Here is a 26,771-nt window from a genome sequence, read left to right on the forward strand (position 1 = left end):
ACATCTTTAGTGTACGGAAGAATTGTAAAGACGGAAGAGGGGAGGTGTTAAGAACCCGTGAACTTTGTAAACGTTCTCACAAACTTGTCAAATCCTCTTTCATTACTTCGCAACTATCGGCATACTGCTGACCTCGTTTGACGTATTTTCGCACCGTGCGTTCCATGATGAAGCGATCATGATCACTGATATCGCGGACGATTTTTGCAGGAACGCCCATGACCATCGCGCCTGCTGGGACTTTCATTTTCGGTGGAACAAGACTCCCCGCAGCGACGAATGCACCTTCTCCGATCTCGGCTTCATCGAGAATCGTCGCCGACATCCCAATCAATGCGCCTTTTCGAATGATTCCACCATGGATCATTGCCATATGACCAATCGTCACCTCATCTTCAATGATGGTCGGATACCCTTCATACTGATGAATCATCGAACCATCTTGAATGTTGACACGTTCTCCGATGTGAATCGGACCTTCGTCGCCCCGGATGACCGTATTGAACCAGACGGATGAGTCTTTTCCGATCGTTACCTCGCCGATGACTTTTGATCCGTCAGCTAAATAAACGGATGGATCGATGTTTGGAACAAGTGAACCGACACGGTATTTCATACATTTTTCCCCCTCAGACATTAAATCGATACTCTTTCATCTTGACGTTACAAAAAATAAATTGCAACAGCTTCCAAACTAATTGTAAGATGGTAAAAATACGCTTACAACAGGAGGAGACAGGATGGAACAAACAGTGCGCGAACGATTGATAGCGATTGCTGCGAAAAAAGAGAAAGCGGCTATCGTCTATCAGAATATTTCAGTCATTGATGTCATGACACGTGAGACCTATACAGCGGACGTAGCGATTGATTCAGGCTATATCGCTGCTGTCGGGGAAGGATACGAAGGAATCGAGAATCGTCCGGGAGAGGGTCTCTTTATCGCGCCAAGTTTCGTCGATGCCCATGTCCATATTGAATCATCGATGGTACCACCGAGTGAGTATGAGCAAGCAATTTTACCGTTAGGAGTGACGACGATCATCGCCGATCCGCATGAGATTGCAAACGTTAAAGGCGCGGAAGGATTATCCTTCATGCTAGATGATGCAGAGGGACTCGCACTTGATGTCCGCATGATGTTACCGAGCTGTGTACCAGCGACTTCGTTTGAACATGCAGGGGCATCACTTGACGCGGCAGCACTTGCGCCGTTCGTCGATCACCCGGGTGTCCATGGTTTAGGAGAAGTCATGGATTATCCAGCTGTTGAACGAGCTGATCGTGACATGCTTCAAAAAATCAAACAGATTGAAGACGCAGGAAAACTCGTCGATGGTCACGCAGCAGGACTCGGACCACGCGAAATCAATATTTATGGTGTCGCTGGGATTCGAACGGATCATGAGTCCGTCAGTAAGGAAGATGCGATTGCCCGAGCTCGTCGCGGTCTATATGTTGAGGTACGTGAAGGTTCGGCAGCCCGAAACTTAAAAGAAGTACTCGATGCCGTGACAGAAAGCAATGCGAGTCGTTTCCTCTTCTGTACGGATGATAAGCATCTGGACGATACATTACGTGAGGGAACGATTGACTACAATATCCGCTATGCAATCCGTCATGGGATTAAACGCGAGACAGCATATGCAATGGCATCATTGCACGCGACGAATGCGTATCGTTTAGACGATCGTGGAGCCATCGTACCAGGACGCCGGGCGGACTTCGTCTTGTTATCGGATGCAGATAACGTCGTAATTGACGAGGTCTATATTCAAGGGAACTGTGTCGCACGAGCAGGGAAGACGATCCGACCAGTGCGACGTGCGCATGTCCCGGAATCCTTACGTGGAACATTGAATACAAAACCGATTACGCCAGAAGTGTTTGCACTCCCGCTTGAATCATCACGTGCCCATGTCATCGGAGTTATTCCGAAAAGTATCGTCACGGAGCACTTGATTCTCGACGTCCCGCTTCAAGACGGACATTTTGTACCAGTCCCAGAGCAGGATCTATTGAAGATCGCTGTCATTGAACGTCATCACGGGACAGCCTTCTCGGCAGTCGGTATCGTGAAAGGATTTAAGATGAAACGCGGCGCGATTGCAGCAACCGTTGCTCATGATTCGCATAATCTCGTCATCGTCGGTGCATCGGACGAAGAGATGCAACTCGCTGCAGAACGTCTCGTTCAAGCAGGTGGCGGTGTCATCGCTGTTAACGGTCAAGAGGTTCTTGCTGAGTTACCACTTGAAATCGCTGGGCTGATGACGAATCGTCCGTTCCAAGAAGTCGGAGATACACTCGAAGCGTTAAACGATGCGCTCGATGTGTTAGAAGCCGATCGTTCGTTCAATCCGTATTTGACGATGTCTTTCCTTTGCTTGCCCGTCATTCCAGAGTTGAAACTGACCGACAGTGGGTTATTCGACGTGAAACACTTCCAGCATATTTCGGTCCAGGCGGATTAATGTCCGTCGCGAGTCTGAGTCTCGTTCCGGGACTCAGACCGTTTTTTATCAGGAAGCGTTGAGATAAAATCAAGGAAAGCTACTTTACAAAACGACTAGAAATCCTTAATGAAACTTAATAGTTTGGATATTGAATCATTTTGAAAAGCTTGTTATAGTATGTTCTATATCATTTGTGAGAAACCTCACTTATGATGAAACTTTTATCTAGAAATATCGTAGAAGATAGTAGAACAACAAGATTAGAAAGGAGATCATGATTAATGGATAAATCTTATTTTGAAGGACATGAAGCTTTGATTGCGGACGTCTATCGTTCATTCACTCGTCAGTTCCATGCACTACCGACACATCGACGGACAAAGCGTCAGTTACGAAATCTTGCATTTTCCGTCATTCGTCAAGCTAGACCGACGTATGAAGAACGTACCGTACTCTATGCATACTTCGCGGAATTCTTCCGAGCTGTGGAAGAAGGACAAGATGAAGAGATTGCTTTTTACAAACAAATTGCACAGTAAAGACCCCCGATGGCTCCGTCAGAAGGGGTCTTTGTTGTTTTTGGAGAATGCGCTAAAAACAAAAAAACAAGTAGGGGACAATGCCCACTACTTGTTCATGATCGTTTAAAGATTTACTTTACTTCCATCCATTTAAAGCTCATATCGGCACCGAATGGGTGACGGTATAGTTTATCAATGTTTGTCCGTTGTAAGTAAGCTTCACCTTTTTGGTAGATTGGTGCAATAGCATAGTCTTCTGCCAACAGCATTTTTTCAGCTTCTTGCATGTCAGACCAACGTTTTGCTTCATCTGCTTGTTGTTTTGCCCCTTTGATGAGGTCATCGAATTTTTTGTTCGAATATTCCATCCGGTTGAAGCTTCCATCCGTTAACCACATATCGAGGAATGTCATTGGATCTTGGTAGTCAGGTCCCCATCCAGCTGCAGAGATATCGTATTCTCCCTTCGATTCGAGCTCGAGGAAGTTCTTGAATGGTTGTTGCTTGATTTTGATCGTCAAACCAGGAAGGTGTTTCTCAAGATCTCCTTTTAAGTACTCAGAGACTTTCTTGAAGGCATCTTCATCACGTGAGAGCATACTGAGTTCAACTGTCTTAACACCGAGTTCCTTCAAGCCAGCGTCCCAAGCTTTTTTCGCTGCGTCAGCATCGTAGCTTTGTAAATCAGGATACTTCGCACGGAAGTCTTCTCCATCTGGTGTAAACGTGAAGTCCTTCGCAACGATGAAGTTTGCTGGTTTTGATCCATCGTTTAGGATGACATCTGTGATCCCTTGCTTCTCAAAGCCAAGCGCGAGTGCTTTTCGGATATTTTTGTTTTTCAATGCTTTATTCTTTTGGTTAAAGCGAAGGAAGTTGATCCGAGCATCTGGACGCGTTTTGTAATCATCTGATTTTTCATACTGCGAAACGAACTCAGATGTAATCGGTGCGAAGTCGACTTCTTTCGCTTCAAAGAGGTTAACACCAGTCGAGATCTCTTTGACGACCTTGACATCGATTTTATCCATCTTGACATTCGCTTTATCCCAGTAGTCTGGATTTTTCTTATATGTCCAACCAGCGTTCGCTTGCCACTTATCGAGAACGAAAGGTCCGTTGAAGACCATTGTATCAACGCTTGTCGCGAACTTATCACCTTGATCTTCAACAAAGGACTGTTTCAGTGGTAAGTATGTTGGGAAACTCGTCAGACCAAGGAAGTAAGGGGCTGGAGCTTCGAGTTGTACTTCAAGTGTCTGATCGTCGACCTTTTTAACACCGAGCTCATCGAGTTCAGCATCTCCAGACATGATTTTGTTGGCATTTTTTAAATCTTGTAAAATGTATGCGTATTCTGCTGCAGTCTTTGGATCAAGTGCACGTTTCCAAGCATAGATGAAATCATCTGCTGTGACGGCTGATCCATCTGACCACTTCGCATCTTTACGCAGTTTGAACGTATATGTTTTTTTATCATCTGACACTTCAACACTTTCCGCGATTCCAGGTGTTGGTTTGTTATCGCCATCAAGACGATACAGTCCTTCAAAGACGTTGTTCGTGACGATGATGGAAGTCGAGTCAGTCGTTTTCGTCGGATCTAACTGAGGTACATCCGTCGTCGAAACGAGCGTGACTTCCTTTTTCTTGTTTTTCGAATCCGATCCGCTTGTGTTATCGTCATTTCCTTGCCCGCATGCAGCGACAGCAAGTAGCGCGATGCTGGATAGTCCAGCAAAAGCGATTTTCGATGGTTTATTCATGGAACGATGACCCCCCGAGAGTTAGAGTTAAATATTTCAGAAAAATGTGAACATATTGTTAATTTAAGTGAAAGTGATTAAAAATGCAACATAAATTTTCAGATAATTCTTACTGATCAAGGTCTATATTCTCAATTCCAAGCGATTTCAAATAGTCATAAAGTAGGAATAAGGTCAACGTATGCGGGGAATACATTCGTAAAGTCAAGCGAACAGGATCTCCGCGTAATCGCATGTTCGTGATACGAACGCCTTTACGCTCAAGAGCAAGAACGATGTCTGTCGGATCAAGTCCAGAAGGAAGTAAGAGATGCGCAACGAGGACATTTGCTTCGAACCGACTATTGTTGATACGACTCATTATCCGAGTTAAGCCTTCCAATAAGAAAAAGAGAAAGAGGACTAGAAAAATCGATTCCCAGATGAAACCTGCACCGACAGCGATCCCAATCCCGCTCGCACTCCAGATAATGGCGGCAGTCGTCAGCCCACTGACGATATCATGCGGTCGACGTAAGATGACACCAGCGCCGATAAAACCGATTCCAGTAATGATTTGGGCGACGAGACGCATCGGATCCATCTGAACATTCGTCGCCATGTCATGGTAGAGTAAGACCGATTTGATGGAAACGATGGTTAACAAACAACTGATCAGGGTAATTACGAGGCTAGTGCGTATACCGACCGGTTTATTTTTAATTTCACGCTCGAATCCGATGAAAATTCCAAGTATAGCGGCTAATAGGAGTTTTAAGAAGTCTTCGAGCTGAAATACATGAATCCAGTTCATTCGTCTCAAATCCTTTCTTTACTTTAAAAGGTGATTTGTTATAATGACTTTTGTGTCTTTCGAATGAATATACGTAAGATGTAATAGATATACGAAAAAAGGAAGTGTCTCATCATGAATCAGCAAAAAATCGGTTTCTTTGCGCTTGCTGCAATGGTCATCGGTTCAATGGTCGGTGGAGGTGCCTTTAACCTTCCTGGTGCAATGGCCCAAAGTGCAAGTGCAGGACCTATCCTCATTGGATGGAGTATCACAGGGATTGGGATGATCATGCTCGCGCTCGTCTTCCAGCATCTCGCAAATAGTAAACCGGAGCTTGAAGGCGGGATTTACGCTTACGCACGTGAAGGATTCGGACGTTTTGTCGGGTTTAACAGTGCGTGGGGTTACTGGGTATCAGCCTGGATTGGAACAGTTGCGAATATCACGCTCGTCTTCAATGCGATTAGTTATTTCTTCCCGATTTTTGCAGCAGAAAATCGGATATTCCTGCTCCTTATGAGTATGGTCGTCATTTGGGGATTATTCTGGCTTGTCTCGAGTGGGATTAAGGAAGCGACACTCGTCAATCTGATTACGACAATCGCGAAGCTCGTTCCAATCTTGATTTTCATTCTTCTCGTTGGAATTGCCTTTAATGTAAAGACGTTTAATTTAGATATTTGGGGAGAGGGAACAGAACTCGGTTCGATTTTCGACCAAGTCAAAGGAACGATGCTCGTTACACTTTGGGCTTTCGTCGGCATCGAAGGAGCAGTCGTTTTATCGAGTCGTGCTAAAAATCGGAGTGATGTCGGTAAGGCAACGGTAACGGGGCTCGTTGGGGTTTTAGTTATCTATATCCTCATTTCAGTCTTATCCCTTGGCGTCCTCAGCCAAGAAAAACTGGCTGGACTGAAGGAACCAACGATGGCGTATGTATTAGAGGCGGCGATTGGACCAGTTGGAGCGACAATCATCATGATTGGTTTGATTATCTCACTATCCGGTGCCCTTCTTGGATGGACAATTTTAGCATCAGAGATTTCATACCTTGTTGCCAAAGACGGTGCGTTCCCGAAAGCATTCGCTAAGACGAACCGTAAAGGAGCACCAGTCGGAGCATTACTGATTACACAAATCGCGACACAAGTTGTTGCAGGTATCGCACTCTTCTCAGCACAAACGTATCTTGTCCTATCGAGTATCGCTGGGATTTGTGCATTGTTACCGTACTTGTTATCAGCGTTGTACAGCATTCGAACATCGCGAGAAGAACACAATCGAAAAATGTTGCTCTTCTCTATCATTGCATCGGCGTATTCCATCTGGCTCGTCTATGCATCGGGAATCTGGTATATCGTCATTGCGGCATTAGTCTATGCGCCAGGAATTCTCGCTTATGCACTAGCAGAACGAGAACAGCAACGGACGGGCATGTCACGGTATGAATGGATTGCGAGCATGATTCTTGTCGTATTAGCTGGAGTAGCTGTTTACGGAATGGTCGTAGGAGAGATTCAATTATAAAAATGCTACGAAAAGGAAGTCACGGTAGTTTTAATCTACCGTGACTTCCTTTTTGATTAAGGTTTTAAAAATCGCGTTTCTACATCTTGTACGGAGAGTGGTTCAGAGAAAATAAATCCTTGCATGTGCTGACAAGATGTCGTTTTTAGATAAGCTAACGCGTGTTCAGTCTCGACTCCTTCAGCAACTAGATTCAATTCTAGATTGTGACCGAGTTGAATGATGGAATCCAGCAAGGCATGATCATTTGTTGCCAATCCATCAATAAAGACTTTATCGATTTTTAATTCATCAATTGGAAAAGCACTAAGATACTGTAAAGAAGAATAACCGGTTCCGAAATCATCAATCGATAAGCGGAAACCGAGCGACTTAATGAGGTGCATGCGTTCGACCGTTCGTTGCGTCTGAAGAATCGCAATATTTTCTGTCATCTCCAACGTAATTGAAGAGGGTGAAACGAGTCGTTCTGTCACGATATGCTGCAACGTACGAATAAAGGAGTCGCTTTGGAACTGATGCGGTGAGATGTTGATTGCCATCGTTAGTTCAGGATCAATCGTCTGTTGCCATCTTGCGAGCTGCTCACATGCTTCAATAATGACCCAGTTGTTGATTGGCGTAATCAATGAAGCTTCTTCAGCGAGTGGGATGAACTCATCGGGTGGAATACTCCCAAGCGCCGTATGATTCCAGCGCAATAAAGCTTCGAATCCTTTAACGGCTTGTGTTTGAAGTTCAATGATTGGTTGATAAGCAAGGTAAAGCGATTGATCTTCAAGTGCCGTGAAGAGGGAACGCTCGAGTTGAATTTTCCGTGTGAATTGCGTGTCCATCTCGTGTGTTAAGTACTGAATCGTTCCAGTGCCAATTGATTTTCCTGCATATAAAGCTGTTTCCGAACGGCGGTATAAGTCCTCGAGTGTTTTCGCTTCGGATGGATAGACGGTGATACCGAATGTACAAGAAACGATGAGTGAGTGACCGTTGATGTAATAAGGACGCTGCAGCGCTTGTTGCAATTTTCGAGCATATTGGAAGAGCAGGTTACTCGATGGTGCAGGTAACAAGACACCGAATAGATCACTTGTCGGATGGAAGGCGAGTACACCTGTCGTATGTTGTAAAAGGCGTGTCGCCATTGCTTGCAGAAGTTGATCGCCGACATGTGTTCCGAACGAGTCGTTGATGACTTTAAAGCGGTCGATATCGAACAAGATGAGTGCGATCGGATCATGCGACGCAGCAGAGCGGAATAATGCTTCACCTTCGCGTAAAAATCCACGTTTATTCAATAAATGCGTCATCTCATGATGGTGCACTAAAAAATCAAGTTCTTCTTCAAGTGCTGTTGTTTCCGTAATGTCGTTCCCAATGAACAAATGTTGGAAGCGAACACCGTTCGCATCATAGATTGGAATGAGCGTCGCTTGTAGATGTTTTCGTTCGCCAGTTTGCGAAGTGAGGCTAAGGCGACCAGACCAGGCTTTTCGTTCACGAAGTTGTGCACGAATCTCCGAAACGACGGAACTGGATTTATCTAAAATGAGTGACCAAGGCTGCTTGATAAGCATCTCAGAGCAATATCCTGTCACGTCGATGAGTTGATCATTCACGTACGTGATCGTTCCTCTGGCATCGAAGACAGCGACAGAAGCAATCTGATCAAATGCATGACGCAAATCCATTAATCCTTGAAAGAGTGGTTTCATATTTGTTTGCTGCTCAGCCGAAGGGATACAGCAGGCGAAAGCAGCGATGACGGTTCCTGTATCATCAAGTAAAGGAGATAAAAGAAGTGTTGATGTTACAGAAGTGCCCGTCTTATGCAACAAGGAGGCATTCGGTAATTGGACGGATTGACGGCGCTCCAAGAAGGCATGCCAAATCTGTTGGCTGAATGCTATGTCTTCCCGTTCAAGAAGTGGGACGATCTGACCCACGATTTCCTGTTGTGTCCAGCCCCATTGCTGTTCGGCTAGCTCATTCCAAGATCGGATGGTCAAGTCAGTATTCAGTATGAAAGCGGGTAAAGGGAATTCTTGAATGACGACTTCATAGGAATCAATGGTCGAACGGTCCATTACGTGCGCACGCTCCTTTATAATGAAAAGAGATGACGGTTCACTTGTCTTGTCTTTTCCCAATATATTCAATTCTTACGCACTAGAATCCTTTCGATTAGACATTTTTTAGATGAAGATTCTGTGAAAGAATCTGCTATAATAAAATTGAAAGCGTTTTCTAAAGAGTTATGAGGGGGAATCTCGATGAATCAAACAGAGAAAATCATTCAACAGACAGAACAGTTCGGAGCACATAACTACCATCCACTCCCGATTGTCATCTCAGAAGCAGAAGGTGTCTTTGTCACGGATCCGGAAGGACGCCGTTATATGGATATGCTGAGTGCCTACTCAGCGGTCAACCAGGGGCATCGTCATCCAAAGATCATCGAGGCTCTAAAACGTCAGGCAGATAAGATTACATTGACGTCACGTGCCTTCCACAATGATCAACTCGGCTTTTTCTATGAGAAAGTAGCGCAATTGACTGGAAAAGACATGGTGCTACCGATGAACACGGGTGCAGAAGCAGTCGAGACAGCGGTTAAAGCAGCACGTCGTTGGGCATACGAAGTGAAACAGATTCCGGGTGATGCTGAAATTATTGTTTGTGAAGGAAACTTCCACGGTCGGACAATGACAGCTGTCTCAATGTCGACAGAAGCAGAATATCAACGGGGGTTTGGTCCGCTTCTTCCTGGAATCAAAACGATTCCGTACGGAGATCTCGATGCGTTAAAACAAGCGATCACTGAAAATACAGCTGCCTTTATCCTTGAACCGATTCAAGGAGAAGCAGGGATTTTAATTCCTTACGATGGTTTCCTAAAAGATGCACAAGAAGTTTGTCGTGCGCAAAACGTCCTTCTTGTATCCGATGAGATCCAGTCTGGACTTGGTCGTTCTGGTAAATGGTTTGCATCTGACTGGGATGAAGTAACGCCAGATATGTATATTCTCGGTAAAGCACTCGGTGGTGGTGTATTCCCGATTTCGTGTGTGGCTGCGAATAAAGATGTCCTTTCTGTCTTTAATCCAGGATCACACGGATCGACGTTTGGTGGAAACCCACTTGCATGCGCCGTCTCGATTGCTTCACTTGAAGTGTTAGAAGAGGAAAAACTTCCGGAGCGTTCACTCGAACTCGGTACGTACTTTATGGACAAATTGAAACAGATCAACAATCCGATGATTAAAGAAGTGCGCGGTCGCGGATTATTCATTGGTGTTGAGTTGACAGAAGCAGCGCGACCATATTGCGAAGCGTTAAAAGAAAAAGGATTACTTTGTAAAGAAACGCACGAGACAGTCATTCGTTTTGCACCACCTCTTGTTATCACAAAAGAAGAGTTGGATTGGGCGTTCGAACGGATTGAACAAGTGTTAGGTGTTTCCGTCGCCCAGTAAATGAATAGATTCATCGAACAACAGTGGACAGTCCGTTCACTGTTGTTTTGGTTTGGAGAAGTATCGATTTTAATGAGAGAAACGTTTGAAAATCAGTAACAAGGGAACATACAACTATCGCAAAAATAACTTTTAAATGGGGGTAATGAGTATGTCAAATAACAGTGGTCTCAATAAAAAAGTGGATGGTCTCGTCGATAAAGTAGCCGGTAAAGCAAAAGAAACACTCGGTAAAGCAACAGGTGATAAATCGACAGAGCGCGAAGGTAAAAAAGATCAAGTTAAAGGTGACGCGAAGAAAACAGTAGGAAACGTCCAACAGAACTTTGAAGATACGAATCGTCGTTAAGAATGTTCTAATTAAATAAACAAGACCGGACTAGATCATCACTCTAGTCCGGTTTTTAGTGTCTGCTATAATGAAATTTTGTATCAACTAAAAAGATGAAAAAATAATTTGTCTAAAGGTCTAGTCATTTAGTTGTTTATGTGGAATAATAAAAAACGTAAAAGCGTTTACATTGTTCTGTCATTATCGTTTATTCAGGAAAGGGTGAAAGGTATGTTGCAGTTTCTACAACGAATTGGTAAAGCCTTGATGCTACCAATCGCAGTCTTGCCGGCTGCAGGAATCGTACTCCGATTAGGCTCAGCGGATATGCTGGATATTCCGTTGATGGTAGCAGCAGGAGGGGCTATTTTTGATAACCTTCCATTAATATTTGCCATCGGTGTCGCGATTGGTCTATCGATTGATGCAAGCGGGGCAGCGGGTCTTGCAGGAGCCATTGGGTATCTTGTCTTAAAGAATGGTGTCGACTCGATGAACAAGGATTATTCGAGTGCACAGATTCAGGCGAAGTATGATGCGATCGCTGCGATCGTCAATGATTCCTCGACCAAGGTCGACGGAGCGACACTTGGTTCGATCGCGAATCAGGCGACACTCGGTTCGACCGTCAATATGGCAGTATTCGGTGGAATCATCGCCGGTATCGTCGCAGGACTTCTATACAATCGGTTCTATAACATTAAGTTACCAGATTGGTTAGCCTTCTTCGGTGGTCGTCGTTTCGTTCCGATCATTACATCAGCAGTCATGCTCGTACTAGCTTTCATTTTTGGTTATATCTGGCCGTTCATCGAGCAAGGCATCAATGGTGCTGGTGAATGGATGGTTGGTCTTGGCGCAGGAGGCGCTGCTCTGTTTGGATTCTTTAACCGTCTCTTGATTCCTGTCGGATTACACCACGTCTTGAATAATATTTTCTGGTTCGTCTTCGGTTCATATGAAAAAGCAGATGGTACAGTTGCGAACGGAGACATTGCGCGCTTCTTCGCTGGAGATCCGACGGCAGGAATTTATCAAGCGGGATTCTTCCCGATTATGATGTTTGCGTTACCTGCTGCAGCATTTGCGATCGTCATGGCTGCACGTAAGGAAAATCGCAAAGCGGTTGCCGGAGCGATGATTGGTCTTGGACTCACGTCCTTCCTGACAGGAATCACGGAACCCATCGAGTTCTCGTTCATGTTCTTGTCACCTGTTTTATACGTCATCCATGCTGTATTGACAGGTCTATCGATGGCAATCGTCAACTTGCTCGGTATTTTACACGGCTTCTCCTTCTCGGCTGGTTTCATCGATTACGCCTTGAATTTCGGTATTGCCAAAAAACCATTGCTCATCATTCCGGTTGGTCTCGCGTTTGCGGTCGTCTATTACTTCCTGTTCTACTTCATGATCACGAAATTCGATTTGAAGACACCAGGTCGTGAAGATGAATCGCTCGTCACAGACACGGGAGTCGTTCTGACGGATTCAGACGATAAATATGAGCAACAAGCAGCTCAAATTTTTGCCGGGTTGCAAGGAACTGAAAATGTTACATCGATCGACAACTGTGCGACACGCTTACGTCTACAAGTCAAAGATCCGAGCATCATTGATGAAGCGGCGATTAAAGCAGCTGGAGCGAAAGGTGTCATGAAGATGGGGGCAACAAGTGTTCAAATCATCATTGGCACGGATGTCGAATTCGTTGCAGATGCGATGAAGCGACAGAAGTAAAGAAAAAACGACCTTTCCTGAGCTCAGGAAAGGTCGTTTTGCTGTACGTTCGCAATAGGTGCTGTTTTACTCGAACGATAGATCGGATAAAAGATTCCAATCAAGATGATGACGATCCCAATCCATTGAGAACTCATCAGATGTTCACCTAAAATTAACACGGAACAGATGACAGCTGTCGGTAGTTCTGCCGCTCCAAGCAAAGAGACACTTGCTGGAGACAGATGAGGCGCACCAGCGGCAAATAAGAGCGGTGGCAAAATCAAGGCGAATAGACCGAGTGGAATCGCATACAGGAGAAGACCATTTTCGAAATTCGCAGAAGATAAAAACGTCGTCGGTGGGTACATAATCATGACGAAAGCAAGACCACCTGTCATCATATAAAAACTCTTCTTGATGACGGGTAGATGGTTAGCAATGCGTCCGCTAGCGAGTAAGAAAATCGAGAAACTAACAGCCGCTCCAAGACCAAACAACGTTCCGCGTAGGTCGAGGGGGCTTGAGTAAGCAGCGCTCGCGAGAATTGCTCCGCCAATTAGTAGAATCGCGGACAGGAAGTGCGCGCGAGATGGTAAACGTTTGAATGCTAGCGCATCAATGATGACACCAATCCAAGTGAATTGGAATAAGAGAATGATCGCAACGGATGCGGATACGGTCTGAAGACTTTGATAATACAGGTAACCGGTTGTACCACTTGAGATACCGATTAGCATAAGGAGACCAGCTGTCTTGATATCGAGACGAAGATTTTTCGTGAACAAGGCAAGTCCGAAAATCATGAGCCAGCCGAAGAAAAATTGACTACCGGAAACGGCTGCTGAGTTAAATCCAGCGGCATAAGCGAGTTTGACGATCGTTGAGAGGACACCATAACTGATAGCGCCAATCAGAACGAATAAGGTTGCTTTTGAACGATGCATGAATAAATTCCCTCCATTTTTAGTAAAAACCACACAAAAAAGGTTGCAACAGGGCCTTGTCCAGGTTTTTTGGACAGGGTTTGGTTGCAACCTGTGTGATTTATTGAGTTGATGTGTCGAGCAAACGATACAGTCGGGTTTTCGTTTGGTTGTACTGGACGGTCAGCGTGTTCCACTTCTTTAATGACGCGGTAGCTTTCCGAGTTAAACGATTTAAATCCGCTGTTGACTCATCAATCTTAACGAAATCCGGTTTTTTCGTCAAGCGTGAAAGCACTTTCTTTTCAGCATCCATCGCTTGGCGATACGTTTTTGAGAACGTTTGAAATGTCTGCTCGCGCTCCTTGATGAGAGATACTAACGCAGTTCCTTCTGTTTTTGCTTTACCATCAAGTTTGCTTACCATATCCTTAAGTTCTTCAAGGTCGAGTTCAGTGTATGCTTCCTTACGTAACGCTTCTTCTTGTTTTAACAAAGCAAGACGTTCATCATTTAAGGCTTCTAGTTCCTCCCGTTCATTTTGGGAGCGTTTGATTTCTTCGGTGCCTGCATCAAGAACGGCTTGGTACGTATTAACTGAAATTTCGTCCTTACGAGCACGTTGGTCGGCTAGCGTAAATGCCTTTTCCTCATCTTTCACTTGTTGTTCTAGCTTTTCATGGAGAGAAGCTGGTGAATCGTTAGAGCAGGCAACAAGTCCGAAACTCGATAGGAACAGCAACGCTAAGAATGATTTTTTCATCTGAATAGTAACTCCTTATAAATTCGAGTATTGCGCGAAGTTGTATGGAATGTGGAAATCTTCATCGTAAATCGCAAACTGATAGCCTTTTTTCTGAAGTCCTGCAACAATGGCCGGAAGTGCTTTGATAGCTTGTGGTTGTTCATGCAAGAGGATGATTTCAAACGGACGCTCTGCTCGTCGAATGACCGTATTCGCTACTTCTTTTGCACTATCTTTGTAATACCAATCCATTGAATCGATGGACCAGTCCCAAACACGGAAGTCTGCTGCATGAATGGCAGATGCCATCTTTTTCGTAATACCAGGTGTTGAACCGTAGGGTGGTCGTGTCAAATGAGGTGTTAATTGTGTCAACGTATGAATTTTTTTCTGGACACTTTGCATCTCTGAGACATACTTTCCTTTTTCGTACAATGTATCGTAATCATGTGTTTCCCCATGTAATCCGATATAATGACCAGCTTTAGCAGCAGTTTTGACTTCTTTCGGGAAAGCATCTACCTGTGTTCCGAGATAAAAGAAAGTAGCTCGAGTATCCAGTTGATCCAATGTTCGAAGTAAATCCGGCGTTAATGCGGATGGACCATCTTCGAACGTTAAATAGGCAACTTTTTTCGTCACACCGTTCCATTTTTCGACACGTGCTTTTTCCATGTTGACGACAGGAACTTCAGTGATGGATTGACTCGCAGTAGTCGATTGTTGCTCAGGTGAAAAAACGTATCGATACGCAACATAACCTCCAACTCCAAGAAAGATGAGTGTAAGAAGTAAGAAAAACCGTGGCAGAAACTTTCTTTTTTTTGTACGCGGTCGTGGACCGAGTTCGCTAGCGTGGCTTGAGGTAAATGGATCCATCGTTGTCTGTCGCTCCTTTGTCAAAAAAATATCATATACAGATAATGTAACATTTTAACTGTTTCATTTGTAACAAACAGATGACAAAAAGATTACGAAAATCGATTTTTCTAAAAAATATATCATTAATTAGAAATAGATTATTGAAAATAAAAAAACAACCACTTTAATAAGTGATTGTCTCAAGTGTTCTTAGTGTTCTGTTACAGCGCACTCACTGCATTCCGTTTGATAGGATTCACATTGCTCATCCATTTCTTTTCCGCAATGGGCACACGTCTTTACGGGAAGTTCACGGTAAAACTCAGCAGATGCTTCTTGATAAAGGGGCTGATCCATGTGTTTTTCCTCCTTCAAAATAAAACACAATGATATTTTCTTGTTTTTATTGTATTAGTACAGAAGATTAATGTCAACCATTGTTTTATAACAGTTTATAAATATCGAGTATTGATACAGGACAATAAAAAAGAGACATGCTACGATACCTAAGTAATCTGATAATGATAAGGGGGATTCACACATGACACAAGCAACACTTGAAACAATGCGTGTCTTAACGGAACGACGTTCTGTTCGTCATTACGACGAAACGTTCAAACTTTCAAAACAGGAAGTAGAAGAATTACTGGAATGGACGACAGCGGCGCCAAGTGCTTGGAATTTACAACACTGGCACTTTACCGTTTTCCATTCAGAAGAAGCAAAACAACAACTTGCACCGATCGCATACAATCAGCCAGCGATCACTTCAGCTTCAGCCGTCATCGCGATTTTAGGTGACGTTCAAGCGAATCGAAACTATAATCCAGTCTACGGTCCAGCAGTAGAAGCAGGTGGTATGACAGAGGATTTATTTGATTCAATCAAGGCGCAAGTAGAAGGGGCTTATCAAAGCGAAGCGTACGGACGCGATGCAGCGATGTCGAATGCGAGCCTCGCTGCGATGCAATTGATGCTTGCCGCAGAAGCACGTGGATTATCAACACTTGCAATGGGTGGATTTGATCATCAACGTTTTACGGAAACGTTCATCACGGAATCACGGTACGTACCGGTCATGTTGATTGCTGTCGGAAAAGCGGTCGAAGATGCAAAAAAACGTCCGGCATTACGTTTACCAATCGATCAAGTCTCAACATTCTTATAAGTCGTTCAAAATGGAGGAAACGGGGTTGAATTCCTCCATTTTAACTTTTTTTATTTTTTTTTGGAAAAAGACTTGTCAGCCTTTTAGTTTCTTGATATATTAATACATGTCCTAGCAAGTACATAACGTACTGCAAACATGATTCTGTAGCTCAGCTGGGAGAGCGCTACCTTGACAGGGTAGAGGTCGCTGGTTCGAGCCCAGTCAGAATCATACCAAAAGCCCGCTTCTCCTTTAAAGGAAAAGCGGGCTTTTTTATTACTTCTTCAACTCATCTTCTGTGACCCATTTATGATTCTTGACCGGATCACTACCATCAGTCGGTGTATAGTCTACCATGTAGACGGTTGTCTCTTTTACTTCATCAATCGTTGCTTTTGCACCGTCCATGCCTTTCATATGATTTGCTTTAACGGTTGCTTCGTCACCTACTTGTAGTGGCTTAGTTGGTACTGGATCAAGTTCTTCCTGAATGACCCATTTATGATTTTTCACCATCTCTCCACCATCAGTTGGTTTATAACTGATCGCATAGACGACTGTATCATAAGCTCCGGCAATGGTTGCTTTTGCTCCGTTCATACCGTCCATATGATCCGTCGTCAACGTGACGTCACTTCCTTTTGAATAAGTCGGATTACTCGCTTCTTTTAAACCAGATGGTAGTTTTCCGTCACTCGAATGCATCATATCTCCATGTGACATGTCGTGTGAGTCACTATTACTTTCATCGTTATTTGCGGATCCACATGCACCGAGCCAAAGCATAGAACTAAAAGCAAGTGCGGTTAACGTCAATGATTTTTTCATATTAAACCCCTCCTGAAGTCACTAGTCTTCTTTACTATACCCAGCGTATATGCAAATCGTGTGCAGATGAGGTGACAGTTTTGTCTGTCTGCGCCGATAAGGCTTTTTTTCGCTATACTAAAGTGGAAAGAAAAAGGAGGAGACGTCATGCATCGTATTTCATACTCGGTCGGAGGCATCGTACTTGCGGCATTTTTAATTTGCGGTAGCGTGCTGTTCGGGACATTGTATTATCAGCTATCTCAAACGCGAACGCAGGAAGTAGTAGATGGTTTACTGAACCGAGGAAATACACATCGTGATGTCCTTGTCGATTCCTATGACCAAACGACGATGCGCCATGTAAGCATGATGGAAGCAGATTCATCGTTTACTGTGGTGATCACTGATGCAGAGGGGAAACAACTCGAAGCGTCGCGACCTTTGTCGAATGAGATGAAAAGTGTGCTAAAGCATACGGATTTTGATTACCGTCAACAAGGAAAAATCGTTACGATGCGTGACTTTTTAATGACGGATAGTCCCATCACTATTGACGGAATACATCGTGGTCATGTATTCATGTTTGCTTCTAAAACAATCGTGGATCACGTACTTGATCCCTTGAAACAACAATTTTTCCAAGTTAGTTTGTTAGCACTTTTATTAGCAGGTGCGGCAAGCATTTGGACGACCCGACTCATCTCTCGTCCGTTAATTCAAATGGAAAAAGCGACGGCACGTCTATTAGATGGAGAAGGTGGAGAGTTGCCGATTGATCGGCAAGATGAACTGGGACAATTGGCGCGTTCGATTCAGCAATTAAAACAGGATCTTGATTTTTTGAATCGGGAACGCTCCGAATTTTTAGCAAGCGTATCTCATGAACTTCGTACACCATTGACATATATAAAGGGATACGCGGATATTCTCGAACGCCAAACGTTGTCGCCGGATGAACAACAACGCTACATCACAATCATTCGAGAAGAAAGTCAGCAAATGAATGAGTGGATTGAACAATTATTTTGGCTAGCACGGATTGATGCCAATGCTTTTACGATGGAACGAAAACCTATCGATATCGAAGAGTTGATTCATCAAGTGATACGGTTAGTGCGTAAGGACATCGAACAAGAAAATGTTTCGCTAGAGATAGAAGGTGAGCGATTACAAGTGATGGGGGATGCGCAACAGTTACGTCAGATGATCATGAATATCATTGAAAATGCGCGTCGACATACTTCGTCTGGGAAAATCATTGTTCGTTATGGTGTCAATGAAGCAGGTGCTTTCATTCAAATCGAAGATACAGGAGAAGGGATAGCTACAGAATCCTTGCCTCATGTAACGAAACGACTCTATCGAACGGAAGCGTCTCGTTCTCGAAAGCATGGAGGAACAGGTATTGGACTATCCATCGTTGAAGCCATTGCGCAGGCTCATGGAGCAGAGTTGATCATCAAGAGTCAACTTGGACATGGAACACAAGTGACACTGCAATGGAAGGAGAAATAAAATGCCGCATGTATTGATCGTAGATGATGAACCAAGAATGCTTGAACTACTGAAATTATACATTCAGCCGTATGGGTATACGTGTCAGCTTGTGGATTCTGCGCAGCAAGCGCTTGACCTCTGTCGTCAAAACATATTTGATCTGATTTTACTCGATGTCATGATGCCAGAGATGGACGGTTGGACATGTTGCCGTCTCATTCGAGAACATTCTAACGTTCCGATTTTAATGGTAACGGCTCGGAATCAGCGAGAGGACATCATCCGGACGCGAGAAGTCGGGGCGAATGATTACGTATCAAAACCGATTCAAGAAGGGGAACTGATTGGACGGATGGAAGTTTTATTGCAGCAACGATATGATGGTCTATCCTATGATCGGAAAGGATATCGTTGTAGTTACCTCCAACAAAAGATTTCGTTAACGAAGACAGAGTTTGAGTTATTAGGTGTATTTTTAGATTCTCCACGACGTGTTTTGACGCGGGATCAGCTAACGACGATGTTATGGGGAGTGGAAGCGTCTGTAGACGAGCGGACGATCGACTCGCATATTAGACATTTAAGAGAAAAACTACGTGTTTGTGGTTTTCCGATTGAACAGCATCTGGAAACAGTTCGCGGAATCGGATACCGCTGGACACACCAGTAAAGGGGAAATTCAAAACATGACAACACTCTATTTTGTACGGCATGCACACTCGACATACTCACCAGATGAGCGAGCACGTCCACTTTCCGATACAGGACAGGCAGATGCGATACGTTTACTGGAAACGTTCCAAGGAATTCCAATCGACAGATTTTACAGCAGTCCGTATCGACGGGCGATTGAGACGGTTGCACCGCTCGCGGAGGTACGTCAACAACCAATCATTGAGGTAGTGGAACTACGAGAGCGATTGTTAGCACCGGGAGAGCTTGACGATTTTCAGGTCGCCGTCACGTATGTATGGCAACATCCGAACGAGAATCCGTACGGTGGCGAAACGAACAAAGAAGCATCGCAACGAATTAGGCAATTCATCGACGAACTAGTAGAGAAGCATCCTGACGAAACAGTCGTTCTTGGAACACACGGAAACATCATGGTGTTACTCTTAGAAACATTTGATTCAGCGTTCGATTACACGTTTTGGAAGTCCTTACCGATGCCAGCCGTGTGTCGAATGGATGTGAGATTAGGAGAAAAGGCGGACATTCATGTCGTACCACTTTTGACGAATACAAAGTAAAAAAGAGACGGAACTGATGAGTGAATCAGTTTCCGTCTCTTTTTTAATTGGAGAAATCTTAAGGCGTAGGAACAGCACCTTCATGTTTTCGAATCAAGTCCGCTGTCAATTGACCGGACAAGGTGACCATCGGAACACCACCACCTGGATGAGTAGAACCGCCGACGAAATAAAGCCCTTCGTATAAGTCACTCTTTGATGGGATCTTGAATCCACCGTTTTTCTTCCGATCTGCTGCGACTCCATAAATCGATCCACCGTTTGGACCATATAGTTCCTTCAAATCTTCCGGTGTAAAACGATATTCGAACTCGATCGATTCACGAAGTCCGTGAAGGCCCATTCGTTCCAGTTTATCGAGAACGACTTCGCGGTACGCATCCCAGTCGACCTCTCCTTTTTGAAGTGTTAGTGGTGGAACATGCGTCAAGACGAATAAGTTATCCTTCCCTTCAGGAGCTTGGGAAGCGTCGGATTTTGACGAGACACCAACGTAAATCGTCGGATCCTCAGGAGGGGTACCTTCTTTGAACATTTGGGCGAATTCACGCTCTGGATTTTCTGAGAAAAAGAAATTATGATGAGCTAACCCACTATACTCACGATTCACACCGAGTAGTAATACGAGTCCGGAGACGGATGGTGCGAACGACGCCTGTAATTTTTTAGCTTGCTTCCGGGCTTTTTTCTCAGGTACGATCCGTTCGTAAGTCGGAATGACCTCAAGGTTTGAAACGACGATGTCTGCTGCATGGAAGGTTCCGTTCGATAGAACACCGACGGCTTTTTTATTCTCAAGGACAATTTGTTCGACTGGTGAGTTGAGATGAACCGTAACACGGAGTTCATCGAGCAAACGTTTCATCGCACGCGCAATTTGATACATACCACCTTTGACATAATAGATACCAAGCCCCATTTGAACGTAAATCATCTGATTGAAGACTGCAGGTGCTTGATATGGATTGGAACCAACGTACATGACCATGTAGTTGAACAGTTGTTCAAGATACGGATCATTGAGATGTTTTTTCGTACCGGTTGCAACGGTATTCATCGGATCCATCTTCAACAAATCAGACATCGTATGATATTTTTTTAAATCCTTTAAATCTTCAAGACTATATTTATAGAAACTGTCGAGACATAAATCATACATTTGCTTTGAGTAGCGGAACAATTCGACGAAATCAGCACGTGACGAAACCTGCTCGACTTCTTCAAGCATTCCAGGTAAGTCACCTTTGACATCGATTTTTGTGCCGTCCTCAAAGAACGTTCGCCATTGTGGCTCAATGCGTTCGATTTCTAAGTAATCATCTAAGTTCCGATGTACGCTTGAGAAGAGTTGTTCCAGTACCCAAGGCATCGTTAAGATGGAAGGACCAGTATCGAAAGTAAACCCTTTTCCACTACGTTGATTCAGTTTCCCTCCAACGTTCGCATTCTTTTCAAGCATCGTGACCGCATAACCATCTCCAGCTAAACGAATGGCAGCAGACATACCGGCAAGACCGGCTCCAATGACGATTGCGCGTTTCTTCAAATGAATCACTTCTCCTTTAATAGATGAATGGAATCAATCGTTTTCGTTTTGCGGCCCATACCGTATACGCGGGTCCAAAACCTTTCGTTAACATCGCTTCCTCGATTCGAATCCGGTAGAGTAAGAAAAAGAACATCAAAAGTCCAGAAAGAATGAAAAGTCCGGACTGACCGGTGAACAAGGGGAAGCTCATCGTAATCAACAACAATCCACTGTATAACGGGTGACGTAAAAAACGATAAGGACCGCTACTGACGAGCTGATCACCAGATGCCACGACGACATGACGCGTGAACTGCTGTTTTAAATGCAGGATTCCCCATAGTCTTAGGGAAACGCCACACCATAACAAAATGCATGAAGAGATGCGCATGAATAAAGAAACGGTTTCATTCGCAAAGAGGAAAGCGCAGACGATCGTTCCGCTTAGGACGAGGAAAATCAAATAAAAACTAACCTGTTCTGCTGCCCCTGACTTGGACTCAGAGCGATTCCGGAAACGGATCATCTCACCGATCCAGCAGATACTACCAATACTGAAGATCCATTCCCAAAGTGACACGTGCGCTACTCCTTTCTACATCAGAATCATGTTTCGCAAACGCATACATCGTTATTTACCCATTGTAATTCGTCCTTAAGCTACATTTAGAAAACTTCAGAAATACTTCATTTTCATGACAAGCATTCCGAAAGAACCCTGTCTGAAAAAAAGAATGGTATTCTAATCTAAAATATGGATGCAGATTAGATTATGCACAAAGGAGATATATGATTCATGAAATACATCAAGACACTCATCACGACGTTGACATTAACAGCGGTCTGTACAACAGCGTACATACCAACAGCCGATGCATCGACTTCTTCTTATCGACAAGCGAAGACAGCTCTTCATTTACGTAAAGGAGCATCGATTGAACAACCGAGTATTGCCGTCATTCCAACAGGTGTTTACGTGACGGAACTGTCGAAAATCGGTACGTGGTCAAAAGTACAATATGGAACGAAGATTGGTTATGCGAGCACGAAGTATCTACTGACGGATGAACAAATCGGTGGAAAACGGATCAGCAAGACCCTTATTGCGAATAAGAATTTAGCGCTCCGCTCGACGTATGCGCCTGGAGAGAATCAACAAGCAAGAGCGGCATTTGAAAAGATGCGTCTTGCAGCAAAAAAAGAGGGAATCACGCTTGTTGCGTTTAGTACATATCGTTCTTATGCCTATCAAAAGGCGCTATTTGATAAATATGTCGCTCGAGATGGATACGAAAAAGCAAGTACGTATAGTGCAGAACCGGGTAAAAGCGAACATCAGACTGGACTTGCTTTTGATATCGGTGGAGCAGATTCTTCGAAATATGCAATGTTTAGCTTTGCAAAAACAAAAGAAGCGAAGTGGTTGTTTGCAAATGCTCACCGGTATGGCTTCCATCTTCGCTATCCATCAGGCAAAGAGTCTTGGACGGGTTATACGTATGAAAGCTGGCACTATCGCTATGTCGGAGCAACGCTTGCTGCTCGCCTGAAAGTCAGTGGACTAACGATGGAGGAGTACTTCCACCTTGCACCTTGGAAACCAATAAAGGTTTCGACTCCTTAAAAACATGGTAAATAGAGGATGTTGACTTAGTCGGTTATTCGTCTCAGGTGAAAGAGGTGGAACGAATGGCAAAAAAAGATGCAAAACATCACATTATGACGTTTACGTTCAAAGAAGAAGCGACATCCTATCAAGTATTCAGTGAGTTGAAGAAGTATCATGCTCGAGGACAAGTCGATTTTGAACAGATTGCTGTTATTAAACGGAATGAAAATGGTGCTTTTTCATTTGAAGATGCAGCAGACTTAAGCGGCTCGAATCGCGCCGTCAAGGGTTCGTTGATCGGAATGGCAGTTGGTATCCTAGGAGGACCGTTCGGTATCTTGCTTGGTTCAATGACCGGCATGCTGATTGGTGGTTCAAAGGACATGAAGGAAAATCAAGAAATCCAAGAGACATTCAAACGAACACTCGGTGTCATTCCACCTGGACAAACAGGAATCATTGCCATTGGGGAAGAGTTTGAACCATCCGTTCTCGATGGATTAGTGGCGCAACATGAAGGTACATTAGAACGAACCGATGAACAGTTAGAATCGTAAGCGTTATTGAATGAAAGGAGCCGATCGCTTTAATTGCGATCGGCTCCTTTTGATGTGGATTTACTTAGTTGTGCGTTCTTTTTTTGCTTTTTTAAAGAAGAACAACTCATAGACGACTGGAACGATGATGAGCGTCAACAACGTAGATGTTGTTAATCCGCCGATAACCGTCAAGGCAAGACCTTTTGAGATCAACGTTCCTGAAGAAGTCGTTAATGCGAGTGGTACCAAAGCCATGATTGTTGCAAATGCAGTCATCAGGATTGGGCGTAATCGTGTTTTACCCGCTTCAATCAATGATTCACGAATTGGCATACCACGTCCGACGTTTTGACCAATCCGGTCGACGAGAACGATTGCGTTCGTGGTAACGATTCCGATCAACATGAGGAAACCGATCATGACACTGACCGATAGCGGTTCTTTTGCCAAGAAGAGCGTGACGAGCGAACCAATTGGAACAAAGATCAGAGATGACAAGATGATGAACGGAATCCGAGCTTTTCCGAACGTGATCAACATTGTCAGGTACACGAGTCCGATCGCAACGACGATTGCGATTCCGAGTGATTGGAAGATTTCGACTGTATCATCGTTTCCGCCACCACTCGTCAGTGAAACACCGTCTGGTAAGTCAATTTTTTCGACGTCAGCTTTCACTGCATTCGATACGTTTTGAACGTCGTCTCCTTTAACTTGTCCAGAAACGCGAGCATATACTTTTCCGTCGAGCTTTTGAATCGATGTGAACGTCTCGACTTCATTGACGTTCGCGACATCTTTCAAAGCGACAGGACCGTTTGCTGAGAAGAGTTGGACGTCTTCGAGATCTTCTTTCGAGACGAGTCCTTCTTCGTAAGACAATTGTACATCTTGATCCTTATTATCGAGATTTAGCGTACCAACTGTAACTGGCTTCGTTTGGTCGTTGACGGTACCAAGAATCTGGAAGCCAGATAGTCCGCGATCACTCGCTTTTTCTGGATCGATTTCAACGAGGAATTGCTTTTGTTTTTCACTGAAGTTATTTGTGATATATTTCAAATCATTGTTTTTCGACATATTATCTTCGACGAGTTTTGCGGCCTCTTGAAGGGCTTCAAGGTCGTTTGAGAACAAGTCGACATCGACGTTGTTATTCGATGGAGGACCACCTGTCGATAGTTCAGCAACGCTGATTTTAACATCAACATTTTCATCTTGAGCGATGTCTTCCATCTGTGTTTCAAGTGACTTGATTATCTTTTCGACGTTTGCACCGTCCTTCAAGTTCAGGAAGTAGCTTGCTTTATTATCGAGACGTAAGCCTGTCGTAAAGTCACGTGCTCCGACAGAAGTCGTCACGTCAGCAATTGCTTGTTCTTTATCGAACATCTTTTCCATCTCAAATGAGACGTCACTTGTTTTTTCAAGTGATGTGGCAGCTGGGAGTTCAAGCGATGCTGTTAACGTCTTCGACGCCTCGTTCGGAATGAACGTAAAGCCGAGACGCGGTACGATCGCAAGGGAACCACCGAGAAGGAGGAACGATACAATCAAGATGATTGCCTTGTGCGAGAGTGATTTTTCAATCAACTTGCCATACCAACGTTGAAGAGCGCCTTCTTTTTCTTCAGCGGGTACCTTCTTGAAAGCAAACTTCGCAAGAATCGGTACGATCGTGATGGCAACGAGTAGTGAAGCAAGTAACGAGAAAATGATCGTCAAAGCAAACGGTAAGAAGAACTTACCAGTAATTCCACCGACAAATCCGATTGGCAAGAAGACGACGACAGTCGTCAACGTCGATGACGTAATCGCTTTTAGAATTTCCTTCGTTGATTGTTCGATGATTTCATCCGTCATACCGGCTTCTGATTTTCGAACGCGCCGGAAGATGTTCTCGATGACGACGATACTATCATCAACGACACGACCGACTGCAACAGCCATCCCACCAAGCGTCATGATATTCAGTGAGATATCTTGCCAGTTCAAGAAGATAGCTGCAATGAGCAACGATAATGGAATCGAGACGATGGCAATGATCGTTGCACGGATGTTCCGTAAGAATAAGAGAACAGCTAGCGATGCGAATAGGGCACCAAGTAATCCTTCTTTAACGAGTGTCGCGACGGATTCCTCGATATCTTTCGCGGAATCGATTCCAATCGTATAGTCGACTTGATCGTCATATTTGTTGAGGATCTTCGTGACTTCATCTGCGATTTCGACCGTATTAGCATCTTGTTTTTTCGTAATCGCCATCGATAAAGAGTCTTTTAAGTCGTAACGTGTTTTTTCGCTTTGTTGCGAGACCGCTTCAATCTTAGCGATATCTTCGAGGCGAATCGGTTCTGCAGGTTGAGACGCCTGATCTGCAGTCGCTCCACTTGTTGTACTTGGTGGTCCTTGCGTTGCACCTTGTGGCGGACCGCCAGCAGATGAACCACCTGTTTGACCGTTACTAGTTGAGCCAGTTGCACCAGCAGCTGGTGTTAATTGAAGATTTTTTAGTTTATCTAGATTTTCTAGTTTTTCCTCGACGCGAATCGGAATCTTCGAGTCGTTTTCCGATAATTGTCCAGATGGGAACGAGACATATTTTCCATTGATTTGTTCCTTGATGCTCGAAAGTGATAATCCTGCTTCCGTTGCTTTCTCTTTATCAACGGTGATTTGAACAAGATCGTCTTTATAACCACCAACGGAGACGCTGTTGATACCTGGGATCTTGTTTAGTTCAGGCTCAATCTCCTCCTTCAAAATTTTCTCGATGTCTTTACCATCTTTACTAAAGAAGGAGATGTTATAGATCGGGAATGAGCCGAATGACAAACGATTCAATTTCGTCGTTGCTTCCTCTGGGAGATTTGCATCCTGAATAGCAGCATCGATTTGTTGTTCAACCTTATCCATATCGGTATCAAACGGGAATTCGATGTTTAAGATACCGATACTTTCATAAGAAGAGCTCGTCAGCTTGGTAGCCCCTTCAATACCTTTAAGAGAAGTTTCGAGCTTTGAGACGACTTGTTTATCGACATCGTCAGGTGATGCACCAGGGTAAACCGCTTCGATTGAAATCTGAGGGAACTCGATTTCCGGGAACTGATCGACTTTTAATTGTGAGAAAGAATAGACGCCCCCTAAAATTAATAGGATTGCAATGATGAAAACAGCAACCGAGTTCTTCAAACTAAATCGGGTTAAAAAGTTCATGTGAACGCTCCTTTCATTTATATGTGCTTATTTACATAGTAGAGGACACTCATAGAAGCCGCAACT

The 26,771-nt window shown here is 44.1% G+C and carries 24 protein-coding genes and 1 tRNA gene; 13 read left to right on the plus strand and 12 right to left on the minus strand.

The window, feature by feature from the left end; genetic code table 11:
• Window positions 1-76 precede the first annotated feature (76 nt).
• Entirely contained in the window at window positions 77-616 is a 540-nt protein-coding gene (locus tag K6T22_RS02795; RefSeq protein ID WP_238238805.1) for a gamma carbonic anhydrase family protein, read from the minus strand.
• A gap of 124 nt (window positions 617-740) precedes the next feature.
• Here K6T22_RS02795 and ade point away from each other — a divergent pair, with 124 nt between their 5' ends.
• Window positions 741-2,474, plus strand: a complete 1,734-nt coding sequence (gene ade / locus K6T22_RS02800) for an adenine deaminase (RefSeq protein ID WP_238238806.1) — start codon at window positions 741-743, stop codon at window positions 2,472-2,474.
• Between the two features lie 263 nt (window positions 2,475-2,737).
• Complete coding sequence (locus K6T22_RS02805; RefSeq protein WP_053452309.1) at window positions 2,738-2,995, plus strand: hypothetical protein; 258 nt, start codon at window positions 2,738-2,740, stop codon at window positions 2,993-2,995.
• 113 nt (window positions 2,996-3,108) lie between these two features.
• Here the strand turns inward: K6T22_RS02805 and K6T22_RS02810 are convergent, their stop codons facing one another.
• Together K6T22_RS02810 and K6T22_RS02815 are read right to left on the minus strand one after the other, a co-directional pair.
• Complete coding sequence (locus tag K6T22_RS02810; protein WP_238238807.1) at window positions 3,109-4,743, minus strand: peptide ABC transporter substrate-binding protein; 1,635 nt, start codon at window positions 4,741-4,743, stop codon at window positions 3,109-3,111.
• Window positions 4,744-4,852: 109 nt separating this feature from the next.
• Entirely contained in the window at window positions 4,853-5,536 is a 684-nt protein-coding gene (locus tag K6T22_RS02815) for an MgtC/SapB family protein (protein ID WP_238238808.1), read from the minus strand.
• A gap of 111 nt (window positions 5,537-5,647) precedes the next feature.
• Between K6T22_RS02815 and K6T22_RS02820 the strand changes: the two genes are divergently transcribed.
• Window positions 5,648-7,045: a basic amino acid/polyamine antiporter gene (locus K6T22_RS02820; protein ID WP_238240009.1), complete on the plus strand. Its 1,398-nt coding sequence runs from the start codon at window positions 5,648-5,650 to the stop codon at window positions 7,043-7,045.
• Between the two features lie 56 nt (window positions 7,046-7,101).
• Here K6T22_RS02820 and K6T22_RS02825 read toward each other — a convergent pair whose 3' ends face one another.
• A complete protein-coding gene (locus K6T22_RS02825) occupies window positions 7,102-9,129 on the minus strand; it encodes a sensor domain-containing phosphodiesterase (protein WP_238238809.1) in 2,028 nt (675 codons plus the stop codon).
• A gap of 186 nt (window positions 9,130-9,315) precedes the next feature.
• Here K6T22_RS02825 and K6T22_RS02830 point away from each other — a divergent pair, with 186 nt between their 5' ends.
• The 3 genes from K6T22_RS02830 to nagE all read left to right on the plus strand — a co-directional run bounded on the left by K6T22_RS02830 (window position 9,316) and on the right by nagE (window position 12,589).
• Window positions 9,316-10,518 (plus strand): ornithine--oxo-acid transaminase, encoded by a 1,203-nt coding sequence (locus K6T22_RS02830; protein ID WP_238238810.1) that lies wholly within the window; start codon window positions 9,316-9,318, stop codon window positions 10,516-10,518.
• Window positions 10,519-10,669: 151 nt separating this feature from the next.
• Entirely contained in the window at window positions 10,670-10,867 is a 198-nt protein-coding gene (locus K6T22_RS02835; RefSeq protein WP_238238811.1) for a CsbD family protein, read from the plus strand.
• Window positions 10,868-11,080: 213 nt separating this feature from the next.
• Window positions 11,081-12,589, plus strand: a complete 1,509-nt coding sequence (nagE, locus tag K6T22_RS02840) for an N-acetylglucosamine-specific PTS transporter subunit IIBC (protein ID WP_238238812.1) — start codon at window positions 11,081-11,083, stop codon at window positions 12,587-12,589.
• A gap of 23 nt (window positions 12,590-12,612) precedes the next feature.
• On the opposite strand, the gene K6T22_RS02845 is transcribed toward nagE, so the two are convergent.
• The 4 genes from K6T22_RS02845 to yhfH all read right to left on the minus strand — a co-directional run bounded on the left by K6T22_RS02845 (window position 12,613) and on the right by yhfH (window position 15,457).
• Window positions 12,613-13,515, minus strand: a complete 903-nt coding sequence (locus tag K6T22_RS02845; RefSeq protein ID WP_238238813.1) for an EamA family transporter — start codon at window positions 13,513-13,515, stop codon at window positions 12,613-12,615.
• Between the two features lie 100 nt (window positions 13,516-13,615).
• Window positions 13,616-14,257, minus strand: coding sequence for a YkyA family protein (locus K6T22_RS02850; protein ID WP_238238814.1), 642 nt, complete (start codon window positions 14,255-14,257; stop codon window positions 13,616-13,618).
• Window positions 14,258-14,272: 15 nt separating this feature from the next.
• A complete protein-coding gene (locus tag K6T22_RS02855) occupies window positions 14,273-15,118 on the minus strand; it encodes a polysaccharide deacetylase family protein (RefSeq protein WP_238238815.1) in 846 nt (281 codons plus the stop codon).
• A gap of 192 nt (window positions 15,119-15,310) precedes the next feature.
• Window positions 15,311-15,457: a protein YhfH gene (gene yhfH / locus K6T22_RS02860; protein WP_238238816.1), complete on the minus strand. Its 147-nt coding sequence runs from the start codon at window positions 15,455-15,457 to the stop codon at window positions 15,311-15,313.
• Window positions 15,458-15,641: 184 nt separating this feature from the next.
• Between yhfH and K6T22_RS02865 the strand changes: the two genes are divergently transcribed.
• Both K6T22_RS02865 and K6T22_RS02870 read left to right on the plus strand, forming a co-directional pair.
• Complete coding sequence (locus tag K6T22_RS02865; RefSeq protein ID WP_238238817.1) at window positions 15,642-16,268, plus strand: nitroreductase family protein; 627 nt, start codon at window positions 15,642-15,644, stop codon at window positions 16,266-16,268.
• Window positions 16,269-16,408: 140 nt separating this feature from the next.
• A tRNA-Val gene (locus K6T22_RS02870) sits at window positions 16,409-16,481 on the plus strand.
• A 45-nt stretch (window positions 16,482-16,526) separates the two neighbouring features.
• Here the strand turns inward: K6T22_RS02870 and K6T22_RS02875 are convergent.
• Complete coding sequence (locus K6T22_RS02875; RefSeq protein WP_238238818.1) at window positions 16,527-17,078, minus strand: YdhK family protein; 552 nt, start codon at window positions 17,076-17,078, stop codon at window positions 16,527-16,529.
• 147 nt (window positions 17,079-17,225) lie between these two features.
• On the opposite strand from K6T22_RS02875, the gene K6T22_RS02880 reads away from it, so the two are divergent.
• From K6T22_RS02880 to K6T22_RS02890, 3 genes are read left to right on the plus strand one after another with little or no spacing between them, the layout of a single operon-like run.
• Complete coding sequence (locus tag K6T22_RS02880) at window positions 17,226-18,575, plus strand: HAMP domain-containing sensor histidine kinase (protein WP_238238819.1); 1,350 nt, start codon at window positions 17,226-17,228, stop codon at window positions 18,573-18,575.
• Between the two features lies 1 nt (window position 18,576).
• Window positions 18,577-19,227 carry a response regulator transcription factor gene (locus K6T22_RS02885; protein ID WP_238238820.1) on the plus strand — a complete coding sequence of 217 codons (651 nt, stop codon included), beginning with the start codon at window positions 18,577-18,579 and terminating at the stop codon, window positions 19,225-19,227.
• Between the two features lie 16 nt (window positions 19,228-19,243).
• Window positions 19,244-19,810, plus strand: a complete 567-nt coding sequence (locus K6T22_RS02890) for a histidine phosphatase family protein (RefSeq protein ID WP_238238821.1) — start codon at window positions 19,244-19,246, stop codon at window positions 19,808-19,810.
• Between the two features lie 58 nt (window positions 19,811-19,868).
• On the opposite strand, the gene K6T22_RS02895 is transcribed toward K6T22_RS02890, so the two are convergent.
• Together K6T22_RS02895 and K6T22_RS02900 are read right to left on the minus strand one after the other, a co-directional pair.
• Window positions 19,869-21,356, minus strand: coding sequence for a phytoene desaturase family protein (locus tag K6T22_RS02895; RefSeq protein WP_238238822.1), 1,488 nt, complete (start codon window positions 21,354-21,356; stop codon window positions 19,869-19,871).
• Window positions 21,357-21,372: 16 nt separating this feature from the next.
• Window positions 21,373-21,918 carry a methyltransferase family protein gene (locus K6T22_RS02900; RefSeq protein WP_238238823.1) on the minus strand — a complete coding sequence of 182 codons (546 nt, stop codon included), beginning with the start codon at window positions 21,916-21,918 and terminating at the stop codon, window positions 21,373-21,375.
• A 216-nt stretch (window positions 21,919-22,134) separates the two neighbouring features.
• Between K6T22_RS02900 and K6T22_RS02905 the strand changes: the two genes are divergently transcribed.
• On the plus strand, window positions 22,135-22,962 hold the full coding sequence (locus K6T22_RS02905) for a M15 family metallopeptidase (protein WP_238238824.1): 828 nt from the start codon (window positions 22,135-22,137) through the stop codon (window positions 22,960-22,962).
• 65 nt (window positions 22,963-23,027) lie between these two features.
• Window positions 23,028-23,504 (plus strand): hypothetical protein, encoded by a 477-nt coding sequence (locus K6T22_RS02910; RefSeq protein ID WP_053452290.1) that lies wholly within the window; start codon window positions 23,028-23,030, stop codon window positions 23,502-23,504.
• Window positions 23,505-23,564: 60 nt separating this feature from the next.
• On the opposite strand, the gene K6T22_RS02915 is transcribed toward K6T22_RS02910, so the two are convergent.
• Window positions 23,565-26,705 (minus strand): efflux RND transporter permease subunit, encoded by a 3,141-nt coding sequence (locus tag K6T22_RS02915; RefSeq protein ID WP_238238826.1) that lies wholly within the window; start codon window positions 26,703-26,705, stop codon window positions 23,565-23,567.
• Between the last annotated feature and the right edge of the window lie 66 nt (window positions 26,706-26,771).

It is taken from the genome of Exiguobacterium acetylicum (assembly GCF_022170825.1).
GTDB classification, from domain to species: Bacteria; Bacillota; Bacilli; order Exiguobacteriales; family Exiguobacteriaceae; genus Exiguobacterium_A; species Exiguobacterium_A acetylicum_B.

Excerpts from the sequence above, each read along its gene's own strand:
- K6T22_RS02795 (WP_238238805.1), bottom strand. The coding sequence starts at position 616 with ATGAAATACCGTGTCGGTTCACTTGTTCCAAACATCGATCCATCCGTT.
- ade (WP_238238806.1), top strand. The coding sequence starts at position 741 with ATGGAACAAACAGTGCGCGAACGATTGATAGCGATTGCTGCGAAAAAA.
- K6T22_RS02805 (WP_053452309.1), top strand. The coding sequence starts at position 2,738 with ATGGATAAATCTTATTTTGAAGGACATGAAGCTTTGATTGCGGACGTC.
- K6T22_RS02810 (WP_238238807.1), bottom strand. The coding sequence starts at position 4,743 with ATGAATAAACCATCGAAAATCGCTTTTGCTGGACTATCCAGCATCGCG.
- K6T22_RS02815 (WP_238238808.1), bottom strand. The coding sequence starts at position 5,536 with ATGAACTGGATTCATGTATTTCAGCTCGAAGACTTCTTAAAACTCCTA.
- K6T22_RS02825 (WP_238238809.1), bottom strand. The coding sequence starts at position 9,129 with ATGGACCGTTCGACCATTGATTCCTATGAAGTCGTCATTCAAGAATTC.
- K6T22_RS02830 (WP_238238810.1), top strand. The coding sequence starts at position 9,316 with ATGAATCAAACAGAGAAAATCATTCAACAGACAGAACAGTTCGGAGCA.
- K6T22_RS02835 (WP_238238811.1), top strand. The coding sequence starts at position 10,670 with ATGTCAAATAACAGTGGTCTCAATAAAAAAGTGGATGGTCTCGTCGAT.
- nagE (WP_238238812.1), top strand. The coding sequence starts at position 11,081 with ATGTTGCAGTTTCTACAACGAATTGGTAAAGCCTTGATGCTACCAATC.
- K6T22_RS02845 (WP_238238813.1), bottom strand. The coding sequence starts at position 13,515 with ATGCATCGTTCAAAAGCAACCTTATTCGTTCTGATTGGCGCTATCAGT.
- K6T22_RS02850 (WP_238238814.1), bottom strand. The coding sequence starts at position 14,257 with ATGAAAAAATCATTCTTAGCGTTGCTGTTCCTATCGAGTTTCGGACTT.
- K6T22_RS02855 (WP_238238815.1), bottom strand. The coding sequence starts at position 15,118 with ATGGATCCATTTACCTCAAGCCACGCTAGCGAACTCGGTCCACGACCG.
- yhfH (WP_238238816.1), bottom strand. The coding sequence starts at position 15,457 with ATGGATCAGCCCCTTTATCAAGAAGCATCTGCTGAGTTTTACCGTGAA.
- K6T22_RS02865 (WP_238238817.1), top strand. The coding sequence starts at position 15,642 with ATGACACAAGCAACACTTGAAACAATGCGTGTCTTAACGGAACGACGT.
- K6T22_RS02875 (WP_238238818.1), bottom strand. The coding sequence starts at position 17,078 with ATGAAAAAATCATTGACGTTAACCGCACTTGCTTTTAGTTCTATGCTT.
- K6T22_RS02880 (WP_238238819.1), top strand. The coding sequence starts at position 17,226 with ATGCATCGTATTTCATACTCGGTCGGAGGCATCGTACTTGCGGCATTT.
- K6T22_RS02885 (WP_238238820.1), top strand. The coding sequence starts at position 18,577 with ATGCCGCATGTATTGATCGTAGATGATGAACCAAGAATGCTTGAACTA.
- K6T22_RS02890 (WP_238238821.1), top strand. The coding sequence starts at position 19,244 with ATGACAACACTCTATTTTGTACGGCATGCACACTCGACATACTCACCA.
- K6T22_RS02905 (WP_238238824.1), top strand. The coding sequence starts at position 22,135 with ATGAAATACATCAAGACACTCATCACGACGTTGACATTAACAGCGGTC.
- K6T22_RS02910 (WP_053452290.1), top strand. The coding sequence starts at position 23,028 with ATGGCAAAAAAAGATGCAAAACATCACATTATGACGTTTACGTTCAAA.
- K6T22_RS02915 (WP_238238826.1), bottom strand. The coding sequence starts at position 26,705 with ATGAACTTTTTAACCCGATTTAGTTTGAAGAACTCGGTTGCTGTTTTC.